Source organism: Mycobacterium sp. VKM Ac-1816D (assembly GCF_000416385.1).
Lineage (GTDB): Bacteria > Actinomycetota > Actinomycetes > Mycobacteriales > Mycobacteriaceae > Mycobacterium > Mycobacterium neoaurum_A.
In genome coordinates this window covers 106,814-127,943 of record NZ_AOHQ01000141.1, presented here as the reverse complement: position 1 = coordinate 127,943, position 21,130 = coordinate 106,814, and the positions used below count along the sequence as shown (strand labels likewise).

Sequence of the window (21,130 nt, the reverse complement as noted above, 5' to 3'; positions counted from 1 at the left end):
AGGCTGGCCGGGTTATGACTTCAGGCTCGGTACACGCCCCCGTGCAGCGCGTCCTGCTGCTGTGCTGGCGCGATACCGGCCACCCGCAGGGCGGCGGTAGCGAGGCCTATCTGCAGCGCATCGGCAGCCAGCTGGCCGCCGCCGGTATCGAGGTCACCCTGCGCACCGCGCGCTACCCCGGGTCGGCGCGCCGCGACGTGATCGACGGCGTCACCGTCAGCCGCGGCGGAGGCCCCTATTCGGTCTACATATGGGCCGGGCTGTCGATGGTCGCGGCACGGATCGGCCTCGGCCCGTTGCGCCGGACCCGTCCCGATGTGGTCGTCGACACCCAGAACGGTATTCCGTTCCTGGCCAGGCTGGCCTATGGGAAACGCTCGGTGCTTTTGGTGCATCATTGCCACCGCGAGCAGTGGCCAGTGGCCGGCGAACGGACCGGTCGATTCGGGTGGTTCGTCGAATCCCGGTTGTCGCCGCGGCTGCACCGACGCAATCAGTACGTGACGGTGTCGTTGCCCTCGGCGCGCGAACTCACCGAGCTCGGTGTCACACCGGATCGGATCGCGGTGGTGCGCAACGGGCTCGACGAGGCGCCCGCGGCCACCCTCAGCGCGCCACGATCGGTGACACCGCGGGTCGCGGTGCTGTCACGGCTGGTGCCGCACAAGCAGATAGAGGATGCGCTCGACGCCGTCGCCGCGCTCCGCGCCGATATCCCGGATCTGCACCTGGACATCGTCGGCGGTGGGTGGTGGAAGCAACGGTTGGTCGAACACGCCGCCGCGCTCGGCATCACCGACCACGTCACCTTCCACGGGCATATCGATGACGCCGCCAAACATGCTGTGGTGCAGCAGTGTTGGGTGCACCTGATGCCCTCGCGCAAAGAGGGCTGGGGGCTGGCGGTCATCGAGGCCGCTCAGCACGGGGTGCCGACCATCGGCTACCGCGCCTCGGGTGGGCTCACCGACTCGATTGTCGACGGGGTGACCGGTTTGTTGGTCGACGGGCCCGACGAATTGGCCGACGGCCTGCGCAGGCTGCTGTCCGACCGGGTGCTGCGCGAGGAACTCGGGGCCAAGGCGCGCATCCGCAGCGCGGAGTTCTCCTGGGCGCTCAGCGCCGATTCCATGCGCACGGTGCTCCAGGAGGTTGCCGGCGGCCGCCGCGTCAGCGGCGTCGTCTGAGCGCTGCGGTCACCCCGGCACCGAACAACGACGCCAACCACACCAGGTGCGCGCCGATCAGCAGACCGCGCCCGTCGGCGGGTGATGTCGAGCCGCCCACGTCGTAGAGGGCCAGATCCGCATCGCGGTAGACCACCGGCAGATCCAGCGGGGCGCCGCTCCCTTCGACGACCACCCACCCGACGCCGGCGTCGGCGAGCTCACGCTGTGGTGCCCCGTCGAGCACCAATTGGGTGACTGCGCGTCCGTGCGCCCCCTCCCCGGGGATGATCCGACCGCCGATCAGCAGATCACCACTGACCAGGACGTCGGCGGACACCCAGCGCGGCAGGGGATCCAACACCGGCGCGGAGCCCGCCCAGTCGAACTGCCGCATGCTGTCCAGGGGTAGCACCGCCACCGGCCGGGGGTCGGCATTGATCAGTGCGGCCACCGCGGGCCACGCCTGCGGATAGTGCACCGCGCGCAGCTGACCGCCGACGCCCCAGGCGAGGTCCGGCAGCACCGCGATCAGGGCCACCCCGGACACCACGGCAACCGAACGGCCGAGCCGCGCGACACCCGCGGCCGCCAGCGCGTAGCCGGGTAACGCCAATGCCACCCACTTCTGGCCGTCGCGCAGCACGCCGAGGCCGGGCAGCTGACCGGACGCCCAGGCGAGCACCGCCTGTCCGGGGCCGGTGGCCAACGCCGCAGGCACCAGCACGGCCACCGCCGCCAGCACCAGCAGTGGGCGCGCGAGCGGCGAGGCGACCGCCGCCGGTGCGCCGACCGCGACCACCGCCACCAGGACCAATGTTGCGGTGACCGCGAAAATCGTTGTCCGGGAATCGGGTACCGCCTGGGCGTTCCAGATCCCGGCCAGCCCGGCCAGGCTGCCGAGGGTGCCGAGCCCCGGCTCGGCGCGGGCGGCGAACGCGTCAACCCCCGCCCCCGCCGTCGAGCTCAACGACGCCGAGACCACCGTGGCCACCAGCCACGGCAGGGCAGTCACCACGGTCGCGGCCAGCGCCGCGGCGGCCGTGCCCCAGCGGCGGGCACACGCCAGGGCCGTCACCGCGGCCAGCAGCACCCCGGTGGGGGTCAGTCCGGCGAGCGCGATCCAGAACACCAGTGCCCAGCGTCGTTGTGCCAGCGCGGCGGCGGCCACCCAGGGCAGGCAGCCATATCCGACCAGCAGGCTCCAGTGGCCCTGCAGGAGACGCTCGGCGACATACGGGTTCCAGATCGCCAGGGTGGCCGCCACCAGCCTGCCGCCGAACGCGATATCGGGCAGAAGCTGGGCAACCAGGCGCGCCGATCCCCAGCCGGCCAGCGTCAACCCGAGGACAAGCAGCGCCTTGACGACGATTCCGCCGTCGAGGACATGCGATGCCAACGCGATCGCGAAATCCTGCGGCAGGGCCCGCGGCGCGGCATCGGTGAGGCCGAGGGCGGCGTCGGTCAGATATGACCGCGGTGTCGAGACGGCATCACGCAGCAGCAGGTACCCGGGACCCAACAGCGGGCCGGTGACAACCAGACTCAGCGCCAGCGAGTAGACCGGCGGAACCCACCGGTGGTGACGGGCCGAGCGGGGTGCGGTGTCCGAAATGTCCGCGGCGTCCGCGTCAGACCGGTCGGTCCGGCGGCAGGTCGGTAGGCCGCCGGGTCGGGATCTTCTCGGTCTGCGCTTCGGCCGCGGGCATGGGCCCGGACTCGTCATCGCGGCGGCCGAAGAACCCGCGGTCCGAGCCGTCCAGGCCCGGGTCGATCAGGGCCGACTCGGCGCGCAGCGCGAACGATCCCAACAACGCCCCGCCCACCAAGGTCACCAGGCCGAGCGCGGTGAAGGTGATCGGCAGGATCCTGGTCCACAGCGCCAGGTGATCGGCCTCGTCGCGGGCGGCCGCAACCTGTGACTCGACGGTCTTCTCGGTGGAGGTCACGTCGAACTCGGCGAAGGTCACCTCGGGCCGCAGCGCATCGCGCGAGTAGTAGTGGAAGCCGTGATCTTCGGCGCGGACGATCGTGCCGGTGATCGGGTCGACCCAGAAGGTCCGCTTGGCCGCGTAATAGCGGTTCATCGTGATCGGGTCTTCGGGATTCTCGGCCTCGACGCCCCACAGGGACGCCCGCGCGGTCACCTCGGAGTCCTCGTCGTTGTCGTAGAGCGAGGAGTACTTGAGCGGGTCGGCGAGCTTGCCGTCGGCGTCATAGCCGATGTTCTGGGTGAACCGGTAGGTGGTAAGCCCGTTGACATCTTCTTCGCCGTCGTAGTTGGCGTCGAAAGCCTTCTGCGCGATCGGATCGAAGTAGGGGTAGGTCTTCTTTTCGGTGCCGAACGGGAAGCGATAGGACAACCCCTCGTGCGGCAGCGCGATGTTGGTGGGCGGCGCATCGTCCTCGATGGTGCGCGGCTTCTGCACCGCACCGCCCGGGTTGGTGTCACTGGACACCGCTTCAGCGGTGATGCGATCCAGCGTCACGGTGTCGACCATCGCCAGCAGCAAACCCTTGTCCTGCTGCTGATCGGTGCGGCGCAGCGAGCTGCCGACCTGCAGGGTCACGACATCGGCGTTGGCCGGCGCCTCGACCGACAGCTGCTGCTGCAGCGCGACCGGCACGTCCTGGTTGATCACGAAACGTTCCGGCGAGGACAGCGACGCCGGATCCAGCGCCGTGGCCGTGCCCTCGCTGACGAGGTCGGCGTCCAGATTCAGCGGAATCTTGGCGATCTTGCCGTGGGTGTAGGTGGATAGCAGCAATGCCGCTATGAGCAGGGCAGCGCCCAGCCCAAGAAGTCCACATGCGGCAAAGCGCAGGGCCACTGCTCGGTTCAACCCAAGCTCCCTTCGGTCACGGACGACCCTAACAGCACAGGGTAAGCGCGATGTTCATGACGACGTTCACTGATGCCGATCACCGATACCGACTACCGACTAGTTGTGAGGTCGGCACCCGATCGCGGCACACTGACATCATGACTGTCCAGCGAGCCTCGGCGATCGACGGTGATCGCGCACCGGCCGGCCGACCGTCGACCTCCGGTGGCACCCGCAGCTTCCTGCCCGCCGTCGAGGGCATGCGAGCCTGCGCGGCAATCGGCGTCGTCATCACCCATGTCGCGTTCCAGACCGGGCACACCGGCGGGGTGTCGGGCCGACTGCTCGGCCGCTTCGATCTGGCCGTCGCCGTGTTTTTCGCGCTGTCCGGTTTCCTGCTGTGGCGCGGGCACGCCGCCGCGGCCCGGGGGCTGCGCCACCGTCCCCCGACGGGGCACTATCTGCGCTCCCGGCTGGTGCGCATCATGCCGGGCTATCTGGTGGCTGTCATCGTCATCCTCGCCCTGATGCCGGACACAAACGCCAACCTGACGGTCTGGCTGGCGAACCTGACGCTCACCCAGATCTACGTTCCGTTGACACTCACGTCGGGGTTGACCCAGATGTGGAGCCTGGCGGTGGAGGTGAGCTTCTACCTGGCCCTGCCGTTCCTGGCGATGCTGGCCCGACGGCTCCCGGTGTCGGCGCGCATCCCGGCGGTGCTCGGCGTCGCCGCCGTGAGCCTCGCGTGGGGGCTGATCCCGTTCGATCCGCCGTACGGTGTCAACCCCCTGAACTGGCCGCCGGCGTTCTTCTCCTGGTTCGCGGCGGGCATCGTGCTGGCCGAACTCTCGGTGAGCCCGGTGGGGCGGCTGCATCGATTGGCCCGCAGGCCGTGGGTGATGGCGGGTATCGCCGCGGTGGCATTCGTCGTGGCCGCCTCCCCGCTGGCCGGGCCCGAGGGCCTCACGCCGGGCACCGTGGGTCAGTTCGTCGTCAAGATCAGCATGGGCGCGATCGTGGCCGGCGCGCTGCTGGCCCCGTTGGTGCTCGATGCGCCCGACACCGAGCACCGGATTCTGGGCAGCGCGGTGATGGTGACGATGGGCCGGTGGTCCTACGGTTTGTTCGTCTGGCATCTGGCCGCGTTGGCGATGGTCTTCCCGATCATGGGTTATTTCCCGTTCAACGGGCACATGCCGGTGGTGCTGGTGCTGACGTTGATCTTCGGATTCGCCATCGCAGCGGTCAGCTATGCGCTGGTGGAATCACCGTGCCGGGAGGCGCTGCGGCGGTGGGAGAACCGCCACCATCGGGCTGCCCCCTTGGATAGCGCGGTATCCGACACAGGCGGTCAGTAGCCGCCGCCGTGGTCGAAGATCCGGCGGGGATTGTCCACCAGCATGGTGTGCAGCTGATCGTCGGTGACACCGCGCTGCTTGAGCGCGGGGATCACGTCATTGTGGATGTGCAGGTAGTGCCAGTTCGGCAGCAGCGCGGAGACGGTGTCCTCGGGCAGTGCGTCGAAATAGCACGACGCATCATGGGACAGCACCATCTTCTCGGCGTGCCCGCGTTCGCACATCTGCGCCACGGTGTCGACGCGCTGCTCGAACGGCAGGATCGAGTCCACCCCGAACCGGTCCATCCCCAGGTAGGAGCCGTCGGCGATGAGCTCCTCCAGATACGCCAGATCGGTGGTGTCCCCGGAGTGCCCGATGATCACCCGGCTCAGGTCCACCCCCTCCTCGGCGAAGATGCGCTGCTGTTCCAGGCCGCGCCGGGTACCGGCGTGAGTGTGCGTCGAGATCGGGACACCGGTCTCGCGGTGGGCCGCGGCAACGGCCCGCAACACCCGTTCCACGCCGGGAGTCACGCCCGGCTCATCGGTCGCGCATTTGAGGATTGCCGCCTTCACGCCGGTATCGGCGATCCCGGTGGTGATATCGCCGACGAACATCTCGGTCATGATCTCGGGTCCGTCGAGCATGGTGCCGGGTCCCTGGAAGTGGAAACGGAACGGTACGTCGTTGTAGGTGTACAGGCCGGTCGCGACGACGATGTTGATCTCGGTGGCGGCCGCGATGCGGGCGATCCTGGGGATATAGCGTCCCAGCCCGATGACGGTGAGGTCGACGACGGTGTCCACACCGCGCGCCTTGAGTTCGTTGAGTCGCGCGATCGCATCCTGCTCGCGCCGCGCTTCATCGCCCCAGGCCTGCGGGTAGTTCTCGGTGATCTCGGTGGTCATGATGAACACGTGCTCGTGCATGAGCGTCACGCCGAGCCGGGAGGTTTCGATGGGCCCGCGTGCGGTATTCAGCTTGGACACCTCGCCGATGCTAGGAGGCCGGCGCGATGCCCGGGCCCGATCACGCGTATCGACATCTACCCGGTACCAGGGGTACCGTTTCGCAGATGGAGCTGTTGGACACCGATACCCCGGACAGCGGTCAGATTGCTCTACACGCACGTGCCGTGCAGTTCGATCTCAGCGATGTGCCCGCGCAGTGCGTCTATGGCGATCCTTACGCCAGTCACCTCTACAACGGGCTGAGCCTGCTGTTGCCCGCCGGCGAGGAATGGTTCATCGAGTTGCTCAAGGAAGCGCTGCCGCAGATCCACGACGAGAAGCTGCGCGAGGATGTCATCGGCTTCATGGGGCAGGAGGCGATGCACGCCACCGCCCACTCGGGCATCTACGAATATCTGGAGCGCCACGGTATCGACCCGACTCCGGTGATCGATCGTGCCAACTGGGTGTTCGGCAGCCTGCTGGGGCCGCGCGCGGCCAAGGGCGCCAAGGCGCACAACTACATGGTCGAGCGGCTGGCCGTGATGGCCGCCCTCGAGCACATCTTCTCCTTCCTCGGCGACTGGGTGCTCAACGCCAAGCGACTCAATGCCGAGACCGCCGACCCGACGATCGTCGACCTGTTGCGCTGGCATGGTGCCGAGGAAGTGGAGCACCGCATGGTGTCCCATGACGTGCTGCGCTACTTCGACCACAACTACGCCCGCCGGGCGTGGGCGCAGGTGGTCGCCGGGCCGATGCTGCTGTACTTGTTGTGGCAGGCCACCCGCTACCTGATGCGGGTCGACCCGAACCTGAAGATGTCGGTGCGCAAGCGCAGGGCGATCTGGCGCGGATTGATCCGATCCGGCCGCCGCGGGGTCGCACCGTCGGTCATGCACACCACCTGGCGTGGGCTGCAATACTTCTCGCCGCGCTATCACCCCGGTGATGTCGGTGACACCGCGCAGGCGGTGGCCTACCTGGCTTCCTCGCCCGCCGCGCGCGCCGCAGTCAAGTGAAGCGCACCGCTCCGCCGTTGGGTTCGCCGATCGATGACAGGGCGACCAATCTCGTGGTCACCCTGCTCGACCGTTTCTGGCTGAACCGAGTCGTCAAGGCTGACTATGCCGATGAGCGGGCAGATCGGACCCCACACGATCCGATGACGCTGCAACTGCGCGGGCGGGAGATCGTCGCCCATGACAAAGACGTTGTGGCGCTGACCTTTACCGCACCGGATGGTGGCGATCTGCCGGGCTGGCAGCCCGGCAGTCATCTGGACCTCCATCTGCCGTCGGGACGCCGCAGGCAGTACTCGCTGTGCGGGGACCCGCAGGATCGGGACCGTTACCGTATCGCCGTGCGCAAGATCCCCAGCGGTGGTGGCGGATCACTGGAGATGCACGATCTGCGCATCGGCGACACGGTCACGGTCCGCGGGCCACGTAACGGCTTTCCGTTCATCCCCTACGAGCGGGCGCTCTATATCGCGGGCGGGATCGGCATCACACCGATTCTGCCGATGGTGCGTGCGGCGCAACGCCTGGGCACCGACTGGCATTTCGTGTACTGCGGTCGTAGTGCCGACACCATCCCGTTCCTCGACGAAATATGGCAGTGGGATCCGCAGCGGGTGACCGTCCGCTTGGACGAGGAACACGGGATACCTACGCCGGCGGACCTGCTCGGGCGCGCCGCGCCCGGCGGGGCGGTCTACGTGTGCGGCCCGCCGCCCATGATCGAGACGGTGCGCGGCAATTTCGATCGATCCCCGGCCTCGGCACTGCATTTCGAACGTTTCAGCGCGCCGCCCGTCACCGATGGCACTGCGTTCGAGATAGAGATTGCCAGTACCGGTGCGGTCGCCACCGTTGCCGCCGACGAGTCGCTGCTCGACGCGCTGGTCCGGGTACGGCCCGATGTCGCGTACTCCTGCAGGCAAGGATTCTGTGGGACCTGCCGGGTGGGCGTGCTGTCCGGGACGCCGGAACACCGCGATGCGCGGCTCACCGCCGCCGAGCGGGCGAATTCGATGTTGGCCTGCGTATCTCGTTCGGCGAACGGGCGACTGGTCCTCGATCTCTGAGAAGGTCTGCTCACATGGCGCTGGTGAAGGTCTTGACCACCGTCTCCAGCTCGGCCCGCAGCTCCTCGTCGGTGAGCTCGGCGATCCTGGGATCGGTTGTGCAGCAGTAGATGCCGGCCGTCAGTAGTGTCATCGCGACCAGCTGGGTGCGGTTGGTGGAGGCGCCCGTCAGTAGCTTGGTGAAGCCATCGACACACTGCCTCATCGATTCATGGGTGACCATCAGCTCGCGCATCGCGGGATCGCCGTAGAGGACATTGGCCACCTGACGGTGTCGGATGGCCAGGTCGATCAGACCGCTCAACGCGACATCGCGACGCGCCTCGTCGGTGGGTAGGGCGTCGGCGATGCGCCGTACGTGCTCGATATCGTCGAGGATCGGCTGGGCAACTGCCAGCACGATGTCGTCCTTGGATTGGAACTGATAGTACACCGAGGCCTTGGTGACCCCCAGTCGCGAGGCGATCATCTGGATCGACGTGCCGCGAACACCGTGCTGGACGAACAGCTCCAGCGCAGCGTCGACCACGCGTTCTCGCGCGAAGCCTCGGGCGGCGACGGGCTTTGCCATGGGTCGGCACCTCCTCGCCTGAAGGTTACCGGCCCCCCATGGTGCGACGGCGATCACAGCAAAACCCCAGCATCGTGTGGGTCACACACAGACTTGCACTGGTTGATTGAACTCATACGAATGGTTAAGTTCAGTCAGTCAATCGTGTGGCTAAGATCTGCCAAGTCGAAGGGTTGGGGCACGAAGGTGCTGGCGCGCAACTGGTTGCCGATGGTGATCATCGCGGTCCTCTGTGTCGGTGCAGTGGCCGTGTGGCAGATCAGGGGGATCTTCGGTGCCGACCCGGTGATCGTGGTCCCGCAGAACTTCGCCGGCGATGCCGAACGCTTCAACAAGAAGGTCGTGCGGATGGAGGTCTTCGGTAATCCCGGTGCGGTGGTGGACATCAGCTACCTCGACCTCGATGCGGTACCGCAACAGGCCAAGGGCGTTCCTTTGCCTTGGACGCTGATCCTGTCCACGACCGATCCGTCGACAGCGACCACCCTGGTTGCCCAGGGCGATGCGAACTCGCTGGGCTGCCGCGTTTTCGTCGACGACGAGTTGATGGCCGAGCGGGTCGTCGACGGGTACAACGCCCAGACCTACTGCATCGTGAAGTCCGCATGAGCGGCAAGCATGCGGATGCCGTGACCGAAGAGATTCCGGTTGCCGTGCCCGTCTACCGCACCGAACATTTCGGCCGGATCGCCCACATCCTGCGCAAGCTGTCGGTGCCGATCATGATCGCCTGGCTGGGACTGGCGGTCTTCCTCAATGTCTCCACCCCCCAGCTGGAAAAGGTTGGCGAGCTGCGGTCGGTCTCGATGAGCCCGCAGGGGGCGCCGGCCGCCATCGCCACCCAGCGAGTGGGCGAGGTCTTCGAGGAGTACACGTCAGACAGCTCGGTGATGGTGGTGCTGGAGGGGCAGGACAAGCTGGAAGCCCCGGCACGGAACTACTACGCCGAGTTGGTGAAGCGGTTGCGGGCCGATACCGAGCATGTCGAGCACATCCAGGACCTGTGGAGTGATCCGCTGACCGCGACCGGGGCGCAGAGCGGTGACGGCAAGGCCGCCTATGTGCAGGTCTATCTGTCCGGAAACCAGGGCGAGGCCAAATCGAACGAGTCGGTGGCCGCGGTGCGACAGATCATCGCCGACACCCCGGCTCCGGATGGCGTCAAGGCCTATGTCACCGGCGGCGCTGCGCTGGCATCCGATCAGCAGGAGGCCGGACACAACAGCATGCGGACCATCGAGACGCTGACGATGGCCGTCATCTTCACCTTTCTGATCATCTACTTCCGGTCGATCATCACCACGACGCTGATCATGACCATGCTGCTGCTCGGTCTGGCCACCGTGCGCGGTGTCATCGCCTTCCTCGGCTATCACCACATCATCGGTCTCTCCACCTTCGCGACCTCCCTGGTGGTCACTCTCGCGATCGCCATTGCGGTGGACTACGCCATCTTCCTGATCGGCCGGTATCAGGAGGAACGCGGTAAAGGTGCCGATCGAGAAGTCGCCTACTACAAGATGTTCGGTGGCACCGCCCATGTGGTGGTCGGATCCGGGCTGACGATCGCGGGTGCGACATTCTGCCTGAGTTTCACGCGGCTGCCGTACTTCCAGACCCTGGGTATCCCGCTGGCCATCGGCATGCTGGTGCTGATCGGCTATGCCATGACGTTCGGCCCGGCCTTGGTGACCATCGGTAGTAGATTTGGTTGGTTGGATCCTAAACATGTTGTGCGGGTTTCCCGTTGGCGCAAGGTCGGCACGGCGGTGGTGCGCTGGCCCGGACCGATCCTGGTGGCCAGTCTCGCGGTGTCCTTGATCGGCTTGGTCGCCATCCCCAGCTATCAGACCAGCTACAACGACCGCCTCTACATGCCGGCGGACCTTCCCTCCAATCAGGGCTACGCCGCCGCCGAACGGCATTTCTCCCCGGCTCGACTCAACCCCGAGATGTTGATGATCGAGACCGACAAGGACCTGCGCAATCCCGCGGACTTTTTGGTCATCGACAAGGTGGCCAAGAACATCTTCCGAGTGCCGGGTATCGGTCGGGTGCAAACGATCACCCGCCCTGACGGGCTACCCATCGAGCACAGCACGATTCCCTATGCCATGTCGCAGCAGAGCGCGCTGAACAAGCTCAACGAGCAGTTCCAGGGCGACCGCACGGCCGACATGCTCAAGCAGGCCGACGATATGCAGAAGAACATCGACAACTTGGAGAAGATGCAGTCGATCACCGTCGAGATGGCGAGTACGACCAACGACATGGTCGTCAAGATGAAGGATATGGCGATCTCGATCGGCGAAGTACGCGACAAGATGGCCGAATTCGACGATTTCTTCCGGCCGATGCGTAACTACTTCTACTGGGAGCCGCACTGCTACAACATCCCGATCTGCTCGGCCATGCGCTCCATCTTCGATGCGCTCGACGGCATCGACACCATGACCGACGGCATCCAGGGAATGATCCCAGACATGGAGCGCTTGAATGCGCTCATGCCGCAGATGACGGCGCTCATGCCGGCGATGATCGACACGATGAAGTCGGTCAAGCAGATGATGCTGACCACATATCAGACGCAGAACGGCATGCAGCAGCAGATGATCGAGATGCAGAAGGACTCCAGGGCAATGGGGGAGGCCTTCGACACCGCCAAGAACGACGACTCGTTCTACCTACCGCCAGAGGCCTTCGAGAACGCAGACTTCAAGCGCGGCATCGAACAATTCATTTCGCCGAACGGCAATGCCGTGCGGTTCATCATCGCCCATGAGGGTGACCCGATGTCCGCCGACGGCATCGAGAAGATCGATGCGATCAAGGAAGCCGCCAAGGAAGCGCTGAAGGGCACGCCGCTGGAGGGCGCACGCATCTACCTCGGGGGTACGGCGTCGACCTTCAAGGACATGGCCGACGGCACGAGATACGACCTGATGATCGCCGGCATCGCCGCGCTGGGGTTGATCTTCCTGATCATGCTGATCATCACCAGGGCGATCGTGGCCGCCGCGGTCATCGTGTTCGCGGTCGGTATGTCGCTGTGCGCCTCATTCGGTATATCGGTGCTGATATGGCAACACCTGATCGGGCTTGAGCTGCACTGGATGGTGCTACCGATGGCCATGATCATCTTGTTGGCCGTTGGCGCCGACTACAACCTGCTGGTCATCTCGCGGCTCAAAGAGGAGGTCGGGGCCGGGGTCAAGACCGGGATCATCCGCACCCTGGGCGGCAGCGGATCGACGGTCACCGCGGCTGCGGCGCTGTTCGCCCTCACCATGATGGCGATGGCAGTCAGTGACCTGAGGGTGATCGGTCAGGTGGGCACCACCATCGGGCTCGGTCTGTTCTTCGACACCGTGGTGGTCCGGTCGTTCATGACGCCGTCGATCGCCAACCTGCTCGGCCGATGGTTCTGGTGGCCGCAACGCATCCGGGTGCGACCGGTGCCGGCTCCGTGGCCCAATCCGCCACGGCTGCAAACCGATCCAGCGACAGGGGTGACGTCGTGAAATGGCCGTCGTTGATCGGCGGTGTCCTCGCGGCAGCGGTGGCACTCGCCCCGCCGGCGTCGGCGGATCGCGATATCGATTTCGCGCGAGAGCTACACACCTATGGCATCTACGGTCAGCGCGACCACAACGCCTGGCTGGCCAAGATCGCCTGTGAACGATTGGACCGAGGAGTCGATGAAAATGCTCATGACGCAGCTGCATTCGTCCACACCAATCTCGACAGCGGCACCTCTACGGAGCAGGCGTGGCAGTTCCTCGCAGCGGGCATACGAACGTACTGTCCGCAGCAGATCGGCCGGCTCGATGCCGCCTCGCGACCCTGAGCGCTCATGGCCGGTGCGAGCGTTGCGTGCAATCGGGATGGTCCTGGCCATCATCGTGCTGCTCACGGCCTTCGCCGTCGCGGTCGCGGCAGTCACCCGCGCCGACGCCACCGAGGACTACCCGATACCGCGACGGATGTTGCACACGACGTGCACCGCTGAGCAGATCCTGGCCGCCGCAAGGGATGTCGAACCGGTCTACTACGAGCGATACATGACCGACTACAACAACAAATCGCCTGAGGTGCAGCGGGCGGTGCGTGACCGCATCCATTGGTTCTACTCCATGGACTACTCGGGGCGGCGCGCCTACTCGGAGAACACCGCTACCAACGCGTTCTACGAACAGCTGTCCTGGAACTGGCCCAACTGGGCGAAGATCTTCTTCAACAACAAGGGTGTAGCGGCGCACACCACCGACATCTGCGCGAACTACGCACCCGAGGACACCTCGGTATGGGTGTGGTGATCATCCCGGCCCAGATCGGCTTGAACCTGGTGGTTCAGCAAGGCGGTGGGGCCACCGGAGACGGCCCCGCCAACCTTTTCCGAAGCCTGGCGCCCGAAAATGGAACATCGCGGCCATGACCTCGCAGTTCTCGCAACGATTCCCCACTGTGCGGCCTCAACTGGGCGCGAATCAACGGGCCCGGCTCATTGCCTGGATATCGACCGTCACGATAGGAGCGGGCTACGCGACCTTCGAACGATTCACCCGTGGCTTGTTCGATACCGGCAGCGGAGATCTCGGTGACAGCCGAGGTGACCAGATTCCCGGTGAGGTGTATGCGCGACATACGTACTCCAGGGTCCGGGACGAAATCAACGTCGCCCTGCGTCGCTGCGGCTATGGCGACCTCACTGCGGTTGTCGAGGACTGCGCGCGCAGGCACCTCGATGATGCCGTCGCTCCCGCTGTCTGGGGCTTCGCGTTCGAAAGAAGCTCACGTGCCGAGGTTGGCGCAGATATCTGCGACGGCCTGGATCGCGAAGGGCTCGCCCTCGCTGCGCGATTGAGCGCCCTGTTCGACGCTCAGCACTAGAAGGACCCCTGGCAGAGGACACGACGTCGGCCACGTCCGGGTGCGGACCGAGCCGACCATCCTCGGTGGTGCGCTCATTCTCGCAGGGGCCTCCGGTTGAACGTCACCGTGGATGCGGCCAACGCTGCCACCGAGATGAGCGCCAGTAGCTGTATACCGGCGGAGTGGCCGATGTACCCGTCCACCGAGCGCCACGGATTGCGCGACAGCACCGCCCCCGCCGCGATCAGCCCACCGGCGGTGAATCCGACGGTCACCTTCTCGGCCAATCCGGCCCGCCGGGCGAGAAGGTACCGAAGCCCGATGGCGGCGCCGACCACGACCGCGCCGGCGAGACCACTGATCAGCGTGCCCGCCGCGACCGCGGCGGCCAGCAGGATCGCCGGTCGGGGATGCCAGGTCGAAACGGGCTGGGCGCCAACCGATCGCCGGCTCGGCAACATGGCCAGCAGCGCCAATATCGGTAGCAGGGCCAACCCGCCGAACAGCCCGATCCGGTAGGTGAGGTTCGACGGGAAGGTCAAGTTCACCGTGCCCTGCGCACCCGCAGGGACGATCCAGCCCTGCTGCCATCCGTTGACGGTGATCGCACGCAGCGACGTTCCGTCCTCGGTGTGGGCGACCCAGCCGGGATTGCGGCTCTCGGGGATCACGATGACCCGGTCGCGGTCCGCGGGTTGCACGCGCACCTGCCGATGATCTGCGGTCCAGATGCCCACGTCGGCCGGAACCACCTGCGCGGGACGTACTTCGGCGGCACGGGGGGTGCTCAGCACGATGCCGTCCACCACGAACGTCTCGCCGGCGCTGATCACGACTTCCTGCTGCCCCTTGGGCAATGCGATGCCGCCGATTCGGCACGGCGTGGCGGCTATGGGTTCGTTGTCCAACAGCGCGCCGACGGTGGTGCGCACCGAGGTCTGCACGAACTGCCCTGCCGCACCTATGATCGGTCCGCGCCCACACGGAACCTCGACGGTTCGGTCACGATCGACCGGACCGGCCGCGGCGATCGGTGCGCCCGCCGCGTCGCGTACCTGCACCTCGGCCAGGCCTGGCGGCTTGAGCTGATCGAACCCCAGCGCGGTGCGGTCGATGACATCGCGCCAGCCCAGGATCGACAGCGTCACGGTGTCGGTCACCGTGGGTGTGAGGTCGATGGTCTGGGGTCCGTCGCCGGTCAGCCGGCGCAGCTGGGGCCCGGCACCGAGGTCGACCGCGACCAGGGTGGGGTGGGCAGGCACATCGGTCGGACTCGGGGTGAGCGTCAACGCCGCCACCTCGGTGCGGCGGGGCAGCGATAGGGTCAGGGTCGCCGGTTTACGTTGTGCCACACCGTTCTGCGGCGCGGTCCAGGACGTGCGCGGATCACCGTCGGTGGCGGCGTAGGCGGATCCCAGAACGTCGATCAGATCGGATTCGCCGGATGCCCGGACCGTTCCGGGGGGATGGATGAGATCTGCCAACCGCGGCCCCTGCCGGGCCCGCACCCACACCGTGGGGGCTGCTTCGGTGTCGGTCGGGATGGTCAGGGTGCGGCTGATACTGACCGGTTCCTCGGGCGACAGACCCATGGTCGCGGCGCAGTGCACCGCCTCCGGGCCGTCCGCGCAGCCGGGCCTGCCCAGCAGCTCCGAGCCCAGATCCCATTGGGCCACCGCGGCCCCTGGGGGCGGACCGGGGACATCGAGGGTTCGCCGGAGCGGTATCTGATGCGCGAAACCCGATGCGTCGTACTGGGTGACGGTCAGATCGGTGATGCCGAATTGGACACCCGGAGAGCCGTCGTCGGTGCCGACGGCGGTGATCCTCACCCAGGGTGTCTCACCGAACGGCAAGGCGGCGGCAAGCGGTTTGCCCGGCTGATCGAAGCGCAGGGTGGTGCTGCCGTTGACGGTGGACACCTCGATGCGGCGGACCTGTGCGCCGACGGCCGTCGCACTGGGGGTGATGGTGATCGCGGCGTTGGTGACCGGATTGTCGAAATCGATCTGCATCCACTGGCCCACCGCACTTTGCAGGGAACTGGACACCCAGCTGGTCGAGGAGTCCGCGTCGATCGCGGCGGCAGGGCCCGCGGCGGGCGAGACATCGGGCAGCGCAGTGGAATCCGCGGCCGAACTGGAGACGCTGAGCCGTCCGCCCTCCCAGCGTGCGTACAGCGGGTCGGTGCCGGCGGGGTAATCCATCACCCGGTTGAAGGTGTGCCGCAGGTCGCCGGCCGCGCGCATCTCCGATGAGTGGTGGTCCACCCGCCCGTAGTCGGTCTCGCGTGCCACCGGGGTATCGGTGACGGTGACCAGCGGGGTGGGCAAGCCCGCGCGTTGGGCATCGGCGGTCAGCAGCATCGGCCCGAGCGGCTGCTGGCCGGCCAACCGGCGACGTTCGGCGATGCGCAGCAGTGCTTCCGGGCCGCCGTCGACGCGTGCGAGTGTGTCGGCATCGGTCACGTACGGACCGGGGTGGGCGTCGTCGACGCGGTAGATCTCGACCGCCGGATAACGCGGGCGCAATCCGCTGTCGCTGACGAACCCGTCGAGGGTGCCCGGGCCGACGGGGTCACCGAACTCGGCGACCCTGGTCAGTCCGGGCGAGTTGTCCATCACCCGGTGTACCAGCAGCGGACGCGCCGACCGCGAGGCCTCCGGATCCAGGTCGTTGCGGACGACCACGAACGAGATGTTCTGCTGGGCAAGGATGTCGGCCAGGCCCGCGGAGGGCCGGCCGGCCGCGAAGAGGCGCTGTACCGAATCGAGGGCGCGGATGGTCTCCGGTGGTGTGAGCGGGATGGAGTCGCGCACTCCCCACGGACTGTGGCCGAGCACCTGCAGTGGTTCGTCGTGGCTGTTGCCCCAGACCTGGGTGGCGAACGGAGCACCCGGTGCGACCAGGACCCGGCCCCCGTCGGTGTTGTGCTCATCCAGCCATGCCGCGGTGTCGTGCCAGTGCGCCGGGATGGCCTCGAAGCTGCCCGGCGGTGTGAGCCTGCCGGTCCAGGCCAGCGAGGTCCCGGCCGCCAGCGCGGTCAGGATCACGATGCCCACCGCGACCCGTCGGTCACGCTCCGGGTGGGCGAAGGCGTCGACCAAGGTGCGGCGCGACACGCTGCCCGGCAGCGGAATCCGGCCGAGCAGGTGCGCAAGGCCAAGGGCGATCGGCAACCGCAGCAGTGGTTCCAGCTTGTGCACGTTGCGCAGCGGGGTGCCGTCGGCATCGAGGAACAGTTGCACTCCGGCGGCGATCGGTGACCCGAGCCCACCGGAATAGCCGACCGCCAGTGCGGTGACACCGACGAAGAGGATGAGGATCAACCGGCCGCGGGACGGCATGCTGGCCATCGCCAGCCCGGCCAGCCCGGCCGCCGCGACCAACGTGGTGGCGAGCACCGCGACCGATCCGGTCACCAGCGGCGAACCGGCCGTCGCCGTGGGCGCGACGAATGGCGTCCAGCTGTCGGTACCGCGCAGCATCTCGGTCAGCGACAGCCACCGCGTGGTCACCCCAGAGGATTCGATGTAGTCCAGGAACGGTGGGCTGATCCGGCCCAGCAGCACCAGCGCGACCGCCCACCAGGTGACCGCGAGCGCGGTGCAGCCCAGCCACCACCCGGTGAACCGCCACCACTGGCGGTTGGGTTTGTGCGCGGCCCACCAGATGATGGCGGCCAGGCACCCGGTGAGCGTCGCCACGGCGTTGACAGCGCCCATCAGGGCGACGGCCGCCGCGGAACGGGCCGCGAGCAATCGGATCCGTGGATCGCCGCGCAGGACGTAGATCACCGGTAGCAGCACCCAGGGAGCCAGCATCATCGGCAGCGTCTCGGAAGAGATCGCGCCCAGGGTCGTCAACACCCGGGGGGAGAGGGCGAATGCGCCGGCGGCGACGACGCGTGCGGCGGTCGTGCCGATACCGAGCGCCTCCGCGACGCGCAGTAGGCCCCAGAAGCCGACCGTCAGCAGCAGTGCCCACCACAGGCGCTGGGTCACCCAGCCGGGAACGCCGAGGAGGTCACCGGCCAGGAAGAACGCACCGTGCGGGAACAGGTAGCCGTACGCCTGGTTCTGCGCCTGCCCGAACGGCAGTTCGCTGTTCCACAGATCGCCTGCCCGCGCCAGGAAGCGCAGCGGATTGGCGGTGAGATCGAGTTTGGTGTCGGGCGCGATCTGCCCGGGGGCCTGCAGGAAGGTCAGTACCAGGAAGAACGTGCCGACCAGCCATAGCCACCGCCGCGATAGTGCTGTGTCGGCGAGGGGCGCGCCCGGGCTAGGCCCGGTCGCCGTATTCAACGCGGTTGAGCACCGACGACGCCGGATCCCCGGACTGCACGGGGGGCTTGGTGTCCTGCTGGACCATCAAGGTCACACCGAAGATGGCGGCCGCACCGAGGAGAAGGCCGACCACCAGGCTGGCAGCGGCGGGCACGACGAACCGATCCATGCGGCCAACCTAGCACGCCGGAACGAACGGGCGAGTGCTGCCCGAACGGGCGTTCCGGCCGCCCGGGCCCCCAGATCGGGGCGCCCCGTTACTGTGGGGAACCATGTCGACGTCACGCACCCTGGGTGCCCTGACCGCACTGTCCGCGCTGCTGATGGCCTGCGCGCCGGCTGCCACCGAGGACACCGCCACGGCGCCCGCGCCGCAGAGCAGCGCCGCGACACCGACCAACGCCTCACTGGATCGGCCGCTGCCGGCCGCACCGGGCCCACAGGTGTGCGGCGATATCGCCTCGCTGTCCACCCGCGACAAGCTGGCCCAATTGTTGATGGTGGGCGTCAGCAATGCCGCCGACGCGCAGGCCGCGGTGACCGATCACAAGGTCGGCGGCATCATGATCGGCAGCTGGACCGACAAGTCCATCCTCGGAGCGCCACTCGCCCAGATCGCGGCGTCGGCGACGGCCCTGCCACTCGGGGTCAGCGTCGACGAGGAGGGCGGCCGGGTCTCGCGGTTGTCCGGTCTGATCGGCAGCCAGCCCCCGGCCCGGGTGCTCGCCGAGACCAAGACTCCCGACGAGGTGTACGGCATCGCGCTCGAACGCGGCCGGGCCATGCGCGGACTGGGCATCACCGTCGATTTCGCTCCCGTGGTCGATCTCACGCAGGAGAGCGCCGCCATCGGTGATCGGTCGTTCGGCGACGATCCCGAGACGGTGACCGCCTACGCCGGCGCCTACGCCCGCGGCCTGCGCGACGCCGGCGTGCTGCCGGTGCTCAAGCATTTCCCCGGGCATGGTCGCGCGGCGGGGGATTCTCACACCGGCGCGGTATCGACACCGCCGCTGGCCGAACTGCAGACCAGCGATCTGGTCCCCTACCGCACCTTGGTCAACCAGCCGCCGGTGGCGGTGATGGTGGGCCACATGCAGGTGCCCGGGCTGACCGGCAGTGAGCAGGCCAGCCTCAGCCCGGCCGCCTACGGCCTGTTGCGCAACGAGTTCGGGTTCGGTGGTGTGGTGTTCACCGACGATCTGTCGAGCATGGCCGCGATCAACCAGCAGTACGGCGTTGCCGAGGCGGTGCTGAAATCGCTGCAGGCGGGTGCGGATATCGCCCTGTGGATCACCACCGCCGAGGTTCCCGCGGTGCTGGACCGCCTCGAGCAGGCCGTCGCCTCGGGTGAGCTTCCGCAGGCGAAGGTGGACGATTCGTTGCGGCGGGTGGCGGCGTCCAAGGGCCCCAATCCCAACTGCTAGGCCCATCCGGCCGTAATCTGTTCCGATGGCCGGAGGAACGAAGCGCTTGCCGCGCGCGGTGCGTGAGCAGCAGATGCTCGATGCCGCGGTGCAGATGTTCTCCATCAACGGCTATCACGAGACGTCGATGGATGCCATCGCGGCCGAGGCGCAAATCTCCAAGCCGATGCTCTACCTCTACTACGGGTCCAAGGAGGACCTGTTCGGGGCCTGCCTCGACCGCGAGCTGAACCGTTTCGTCGACGAGGTACGCGGCAAGATCGACTTCACGCTGAGTCCAAAAGATATGTTGAGCAACGCCGTTCGTGCGTTCCTGGGCTATATCGACGCCCACCGCGCGTCCTGGATCGTGTTGTACAGCCAGGCCACCAGCTCTCAGGCGTTCGCCCACACCGTGCGTGAGGGCCGCGAGCGCATCATCGATCTGGTCGGCCGGCTGCTGCAATCGGGCACGCGCAATCCGGAACCGGATGCCGATTTCAACATGATGGCGGTGGCGCTGGTGGGGGCGGGCGAGGCGATCGCCGACCGGGTCAGCTCCGGGGACGCCGATGTGGCCGAGGCGACCGAGCTGATGATCAATCTGTTCTGGCGCGGTCTGAAGGGCAGGCCGACCCCCGGCTGATGCCGAATCCGAAGACGATGGCGTGAATTCGATCCCGCGCGTGATCGTCCTCGGATTCGGCGCCGTCCGTTCAGAGCGCGGCGACCGTCGCGGTCAGGTGCGGGTACCCCTTCGAGAGGTGTCGTAAGGCCAGTTCCCAGCCGCTGTCGGTGCTCTCCACATACAACCCGGCCTTCGCGGGCAGCAGCACCGGCTTGCCGAACCGCACCGAGTACGTCACCGCATCGGGTAGCTGACCCTCGATGTTCGCCAGTACCGCAGCGGCACTGAACATCCCGTGCGCGATCGCGGTCGGGAAGCCGAACAGCTTGGCGCCCACGGTGCTGGTGTGGATCGGATTGTGGTCGCCGCCGATGGCCGCGTAGGAGCGGATCTGGGAGGCCGAGATGCTCAGCACCGCGTTGGGCGGCGGCAGCTTGGGCTGCTTGGGCGGTTCGGGGCGCGGCTCATCGGACAGACTGGTGCGCTGCTGGTGCAGGAACGTCGTGGTCTGCCGCCACGCCAGGTCGTAGCCCACCTTGATCTCGGTGATGATGTCGACCAGCAGACCCTTGCGGTGTTCGCGCAGATTTTCCGCGTGCACCCGTACGTCCAGGGTGTCGCTGACCGAGATCGGCCGGTACTGGGTGATGTGGTTCTCGGTGTGCACCGAACCCATTGCCGCGAAGGGGAAATCGAAACCCGTGGCCAGTGACATCACGCTGGGGAAGGTGAGCGCGAACGGGTAGGTCAACGGCACCGTATCGTCGAAGCGCAACCCCGTCACCCCGGCGTAGGCGGCCACATTGGCCGGATCGATGCGCAACTCCGGTACGTGCACGGTGCGCTCGGGCAGACCGCCGGCGCGCGGGACGAACGGCAGCGCCCCGGCGACCGCGCGGGCCATGTTCAACAGACCGTTGGGCTGGGACATCGTCAGTACCTCCGGTTCTTCGCGCAGGCGTTCATCGGTGCTCCCGGTTCTTCGCGCAAGCGC

18 protein-coding genes are annotated in these 21,130 nt (G+C 67.1%); 11 read left to right on the top strand and 7 right to left on the bottom strand.

Annotation, left to right across the window (positions count from 1 at the left end; all coding sequences use genetic code 11):
• Positions 1–14 precede the first annotated feature (14 nt).
• Entirely contained in the window at positions 15–1,187 is a 1,173-nt protein-coding gene (locus G154_RS20940; protein WP_031601268.1) for a glycosyltransferase family 4 protein, read from the top strand.
• Here the strand turns inward: G154_RS20940 and G154_RS20935 are convergent.
• Both G154_RS20935 and G154_RS20930 read right to left on the bottom strand, forming a co-directional pair.
• The gene (locus G154_RS20935) at positions 1,171–2,688 is read right to left on the bottom strand and encodes a hypothetical protein (RefSeq protein WP_019511754.1); all 1,518 of its coding nucleotides are present in this window, start codon (positions 2,686–2,688) and stop codon (positions 1,171–1,173) included. The two genes, G154_RS20940 and G154_RS20935, sit on opposite strands and share 17 nt — an antisense overlap.
• A gap of 109 nt (positions 2,689–2,797) precedes the next feature.
• The gene (locus tag G154_RS20930) at positions 2,798–4,009 is read right to left on the bottom strand and encodes a DUF3068 domain-containing protein (protein ID WP_023985145.1); all 1,212 of its coding nucleotides are present in this window, start codon (positions 4,007–4,009) and stop codon (positions 2,798–2,800) included.
• A gap of 242 nt (positions 4,010–4,251) precedes the next feature.
• Between G154_RS20930 and G154_RS20925 the strand changes: the two genes are divergently transcribed.
• Positions 4,252–5,352 carry an acyltransferase gene (locus G154_RS20925; protein WP_234713145.1) on the top strand — a complete coding sequence of 367 codons (1,101 nt, stop codon included), beginning with the start codon at positions 4,252–4,254 and terminating at the stop codon, positions 5,350–5,352.
• Here the strand turns inward: G154_RS20925 and G154_RS20920 are convergent.
• On the bottom strand, positions 5,346–6,323 hold the full coding sequence (locus G154_RS20920; protein WP_019511751.1) for a phosphotriesterase: 978 nt from the start codon (positions 6,321–6,323) through the stop codon (positions 5,346–5,348). The two genes, G154_RS20925 and G154_RS20920, sit on opposite strands and share 7 nt — an antisense overlap.
• Before the next feature lie 86 nt (positions 6,324–6,409).
• On the opposite strand from G154_RS20920, the gene G154_RS20915 reads away from it, so the two are divergent.
• Positions 6,410–7,306 carry a metal-dependent hydrolase gene (locus tag G154_RS20915; RefSeq protein WP_019511750.1) on the top strand — a complete coding sequence of 299 codons (897 nt, stop codon included), beginning with the start codon at positions 6,410–6,412 and terminating at the stop codon, positions 7,304–7,306.
• Positions 7,303–8,373: a PDR/VanB family oxidoreductase gene (locus G154_RS20910; protein WP_019511749.1), complete on the top strand. Its 1,071-nt coding sequence runs from the start codon at positions 7,303–7,305 to the stop codon at positions 8,371–8,373. Before G154_RS20915 ends, G154_RS20910 begins: the two co-directional genes overlap by 4 nt.
• A 10-nt stretch (positions 8,374–8,383) precedes the next feature.
• Here the strand turns inward: G154_RS20910 and G154_RS20905 are convergent, their stop codons facing one another.
• Positions 8,384–8,944: a TetR/AcrR family transcriptional regulator gene (locus G154_RS20905; protein ID WP_019511748.1), complete on the bottom strand. Its 561-nt coding sequence runs from the start codon at positions 8,942–8,944 to the stop codon at positions 8,384–8,386.
• A gap of 210 nt (positions 8,945–9,154) precedes the next feature.
• Here G154_RS20905 and G154_RS20900 point away from each other — a divergent pair, with 210 nt between their 5' ends.
• From G154_RS20900 to G154_RS20880, 5 genes are all read left to right on the top strand, one after another.
• Positions 9,155–9,553, top strand: coding sequence for an MmpS family transport accessory protein (locus tag G154_RS20900; protein ID WP_234713144.1), 399 nt, complete (start codon positions 9,155–9,157; stop codon positions 9,551–9,553).
• Entirely contained in the window at positions 9,550–12,465 is a 2,916-nt protein-coding gene (locus tag G154_RS20895) for an RND family transporter (RefSeq protein ID WP_019511746.1), read from the top strand. Before G154_RS20900 ends, G154_RS20895 begins: the two co-directional genes overlap by 4 nt.
• The gene (locus G154_RS20890; RefSeq protein ID WP_019511745.1) at positions 12,462–12,791 is read left to right on the top strand and encodes a DUF732 domain-containing protein; all 330 of its coding nucleotides are present in this window, start codon (positions 12,462–12,464) and stop codon (positions 12,789–12,791) included. Before G154_RS20895 ends, G154_RS20890 begins: the two co-directional genes overlap by 4 nt.
• A 37-nt stretch (positions 12,792–12,828) precedes the next feature.
• A complete protein-coding gene (locus G154_RS20885; protein WP_019511744.1) occupies positions 12,829–13,260 on the top strand; it encodes a DUF5078 domain-containing protein in 432 nt (143 codons plus the stop codon).
• Positions 13,261–13,375: 115 nt separating this feature from the next.
• Positions 13,376–13,834, top strand: coding sequence for a hypothetical protein (locus G154_RS20880; RefSeq protein ID WP_019511743.1), 459 nt, complete (start codon positions 13,376–13,378; stop codon positions 13,832–13,834).
• 74 nt (positions 13,835–13,908) lie between these two features.
• Here G154_RS20880 and G154_RS20875 read toward each other — a convergent pair whose 3' ends face one another.
• A complete protein-coding gene (locus tag G154_RS20875; RefSeq protein ID WP_019511742.1) occupies positions 13,909–18,120 on the bottom strand; it encodes a DUF3367 domain-containing protein in 4,212 nt (1,403 codons plus the stop codon).
• Positions 18,098–18,271 carry a DUF2613 domain-containing protein gene (locus G154_RS26120; protein ID WP_019511741.1) on the bottom strand — a complete coding sequence of 58 codons (174 nt, stop codon included), beginning with the start codon at positions 18,269–18,271 and terminating at the stop codon, positions 18,098–18,100. The genes G154_RS20875 and G154_RS26120 overlap by 23 nt, the downstream gene beginning before the upstream one ends.
• A 103-nt stretch (positions 18,272–18,374) precedes the next feature.
• Between G154_RS26120 and G154_RS20870 the strand changes: the two genes are divergently transcribed.
• Together G154_RS20870 and G154_RS20865 are read left to right on the top strand one after the other, a co-directional pair.
• Positions 18,375–19,529 carry a glycoside hydrolase family 3 N-terminal domain-containing protein gene (locus G154_RS20870; RefSeq protein WP_019511740.1) on the top strand — a complete coding sequence of 385 codons (1,155 nt, stop codon included), beginning with the start codon at positions 18,375–18,377 and terminating at the stop codon, positions 19,527–19,529.
• Between the two features lie 25 nt (positions 19,530–19,554).
• On the top strand, positions 19,555–20,154 hold the full coding sequence (locus G154_RS20865) for a TetR/AcrR family transcriptional regulator (RefSeq protein WP_023985149.1): 600 nt from the start codon (positions 19,555–19,557) through the stop codon (positions 20,152–20,154).
• 70 nt (positions 20,155–20,224) lie between these two features.
• Here G154_RS20865 and G154_RS20860 read toward each other — a convergent pair whose 3' ends face one another.
• Positions 20,225–21,067: a MaoC/PaaZ C-terminal domain-containing protein gene (locus G154_RS20860; protein ID WP_019511738.1), complete on the bottom strand. Its 843-nt coding sequence runs from the start codon at positions 21,065–21,067 to the stop codon at positions 20,225–20,227.
• Between the last annotated feature and the right edge of the window lie 63 nt (positions 21,068–21,130).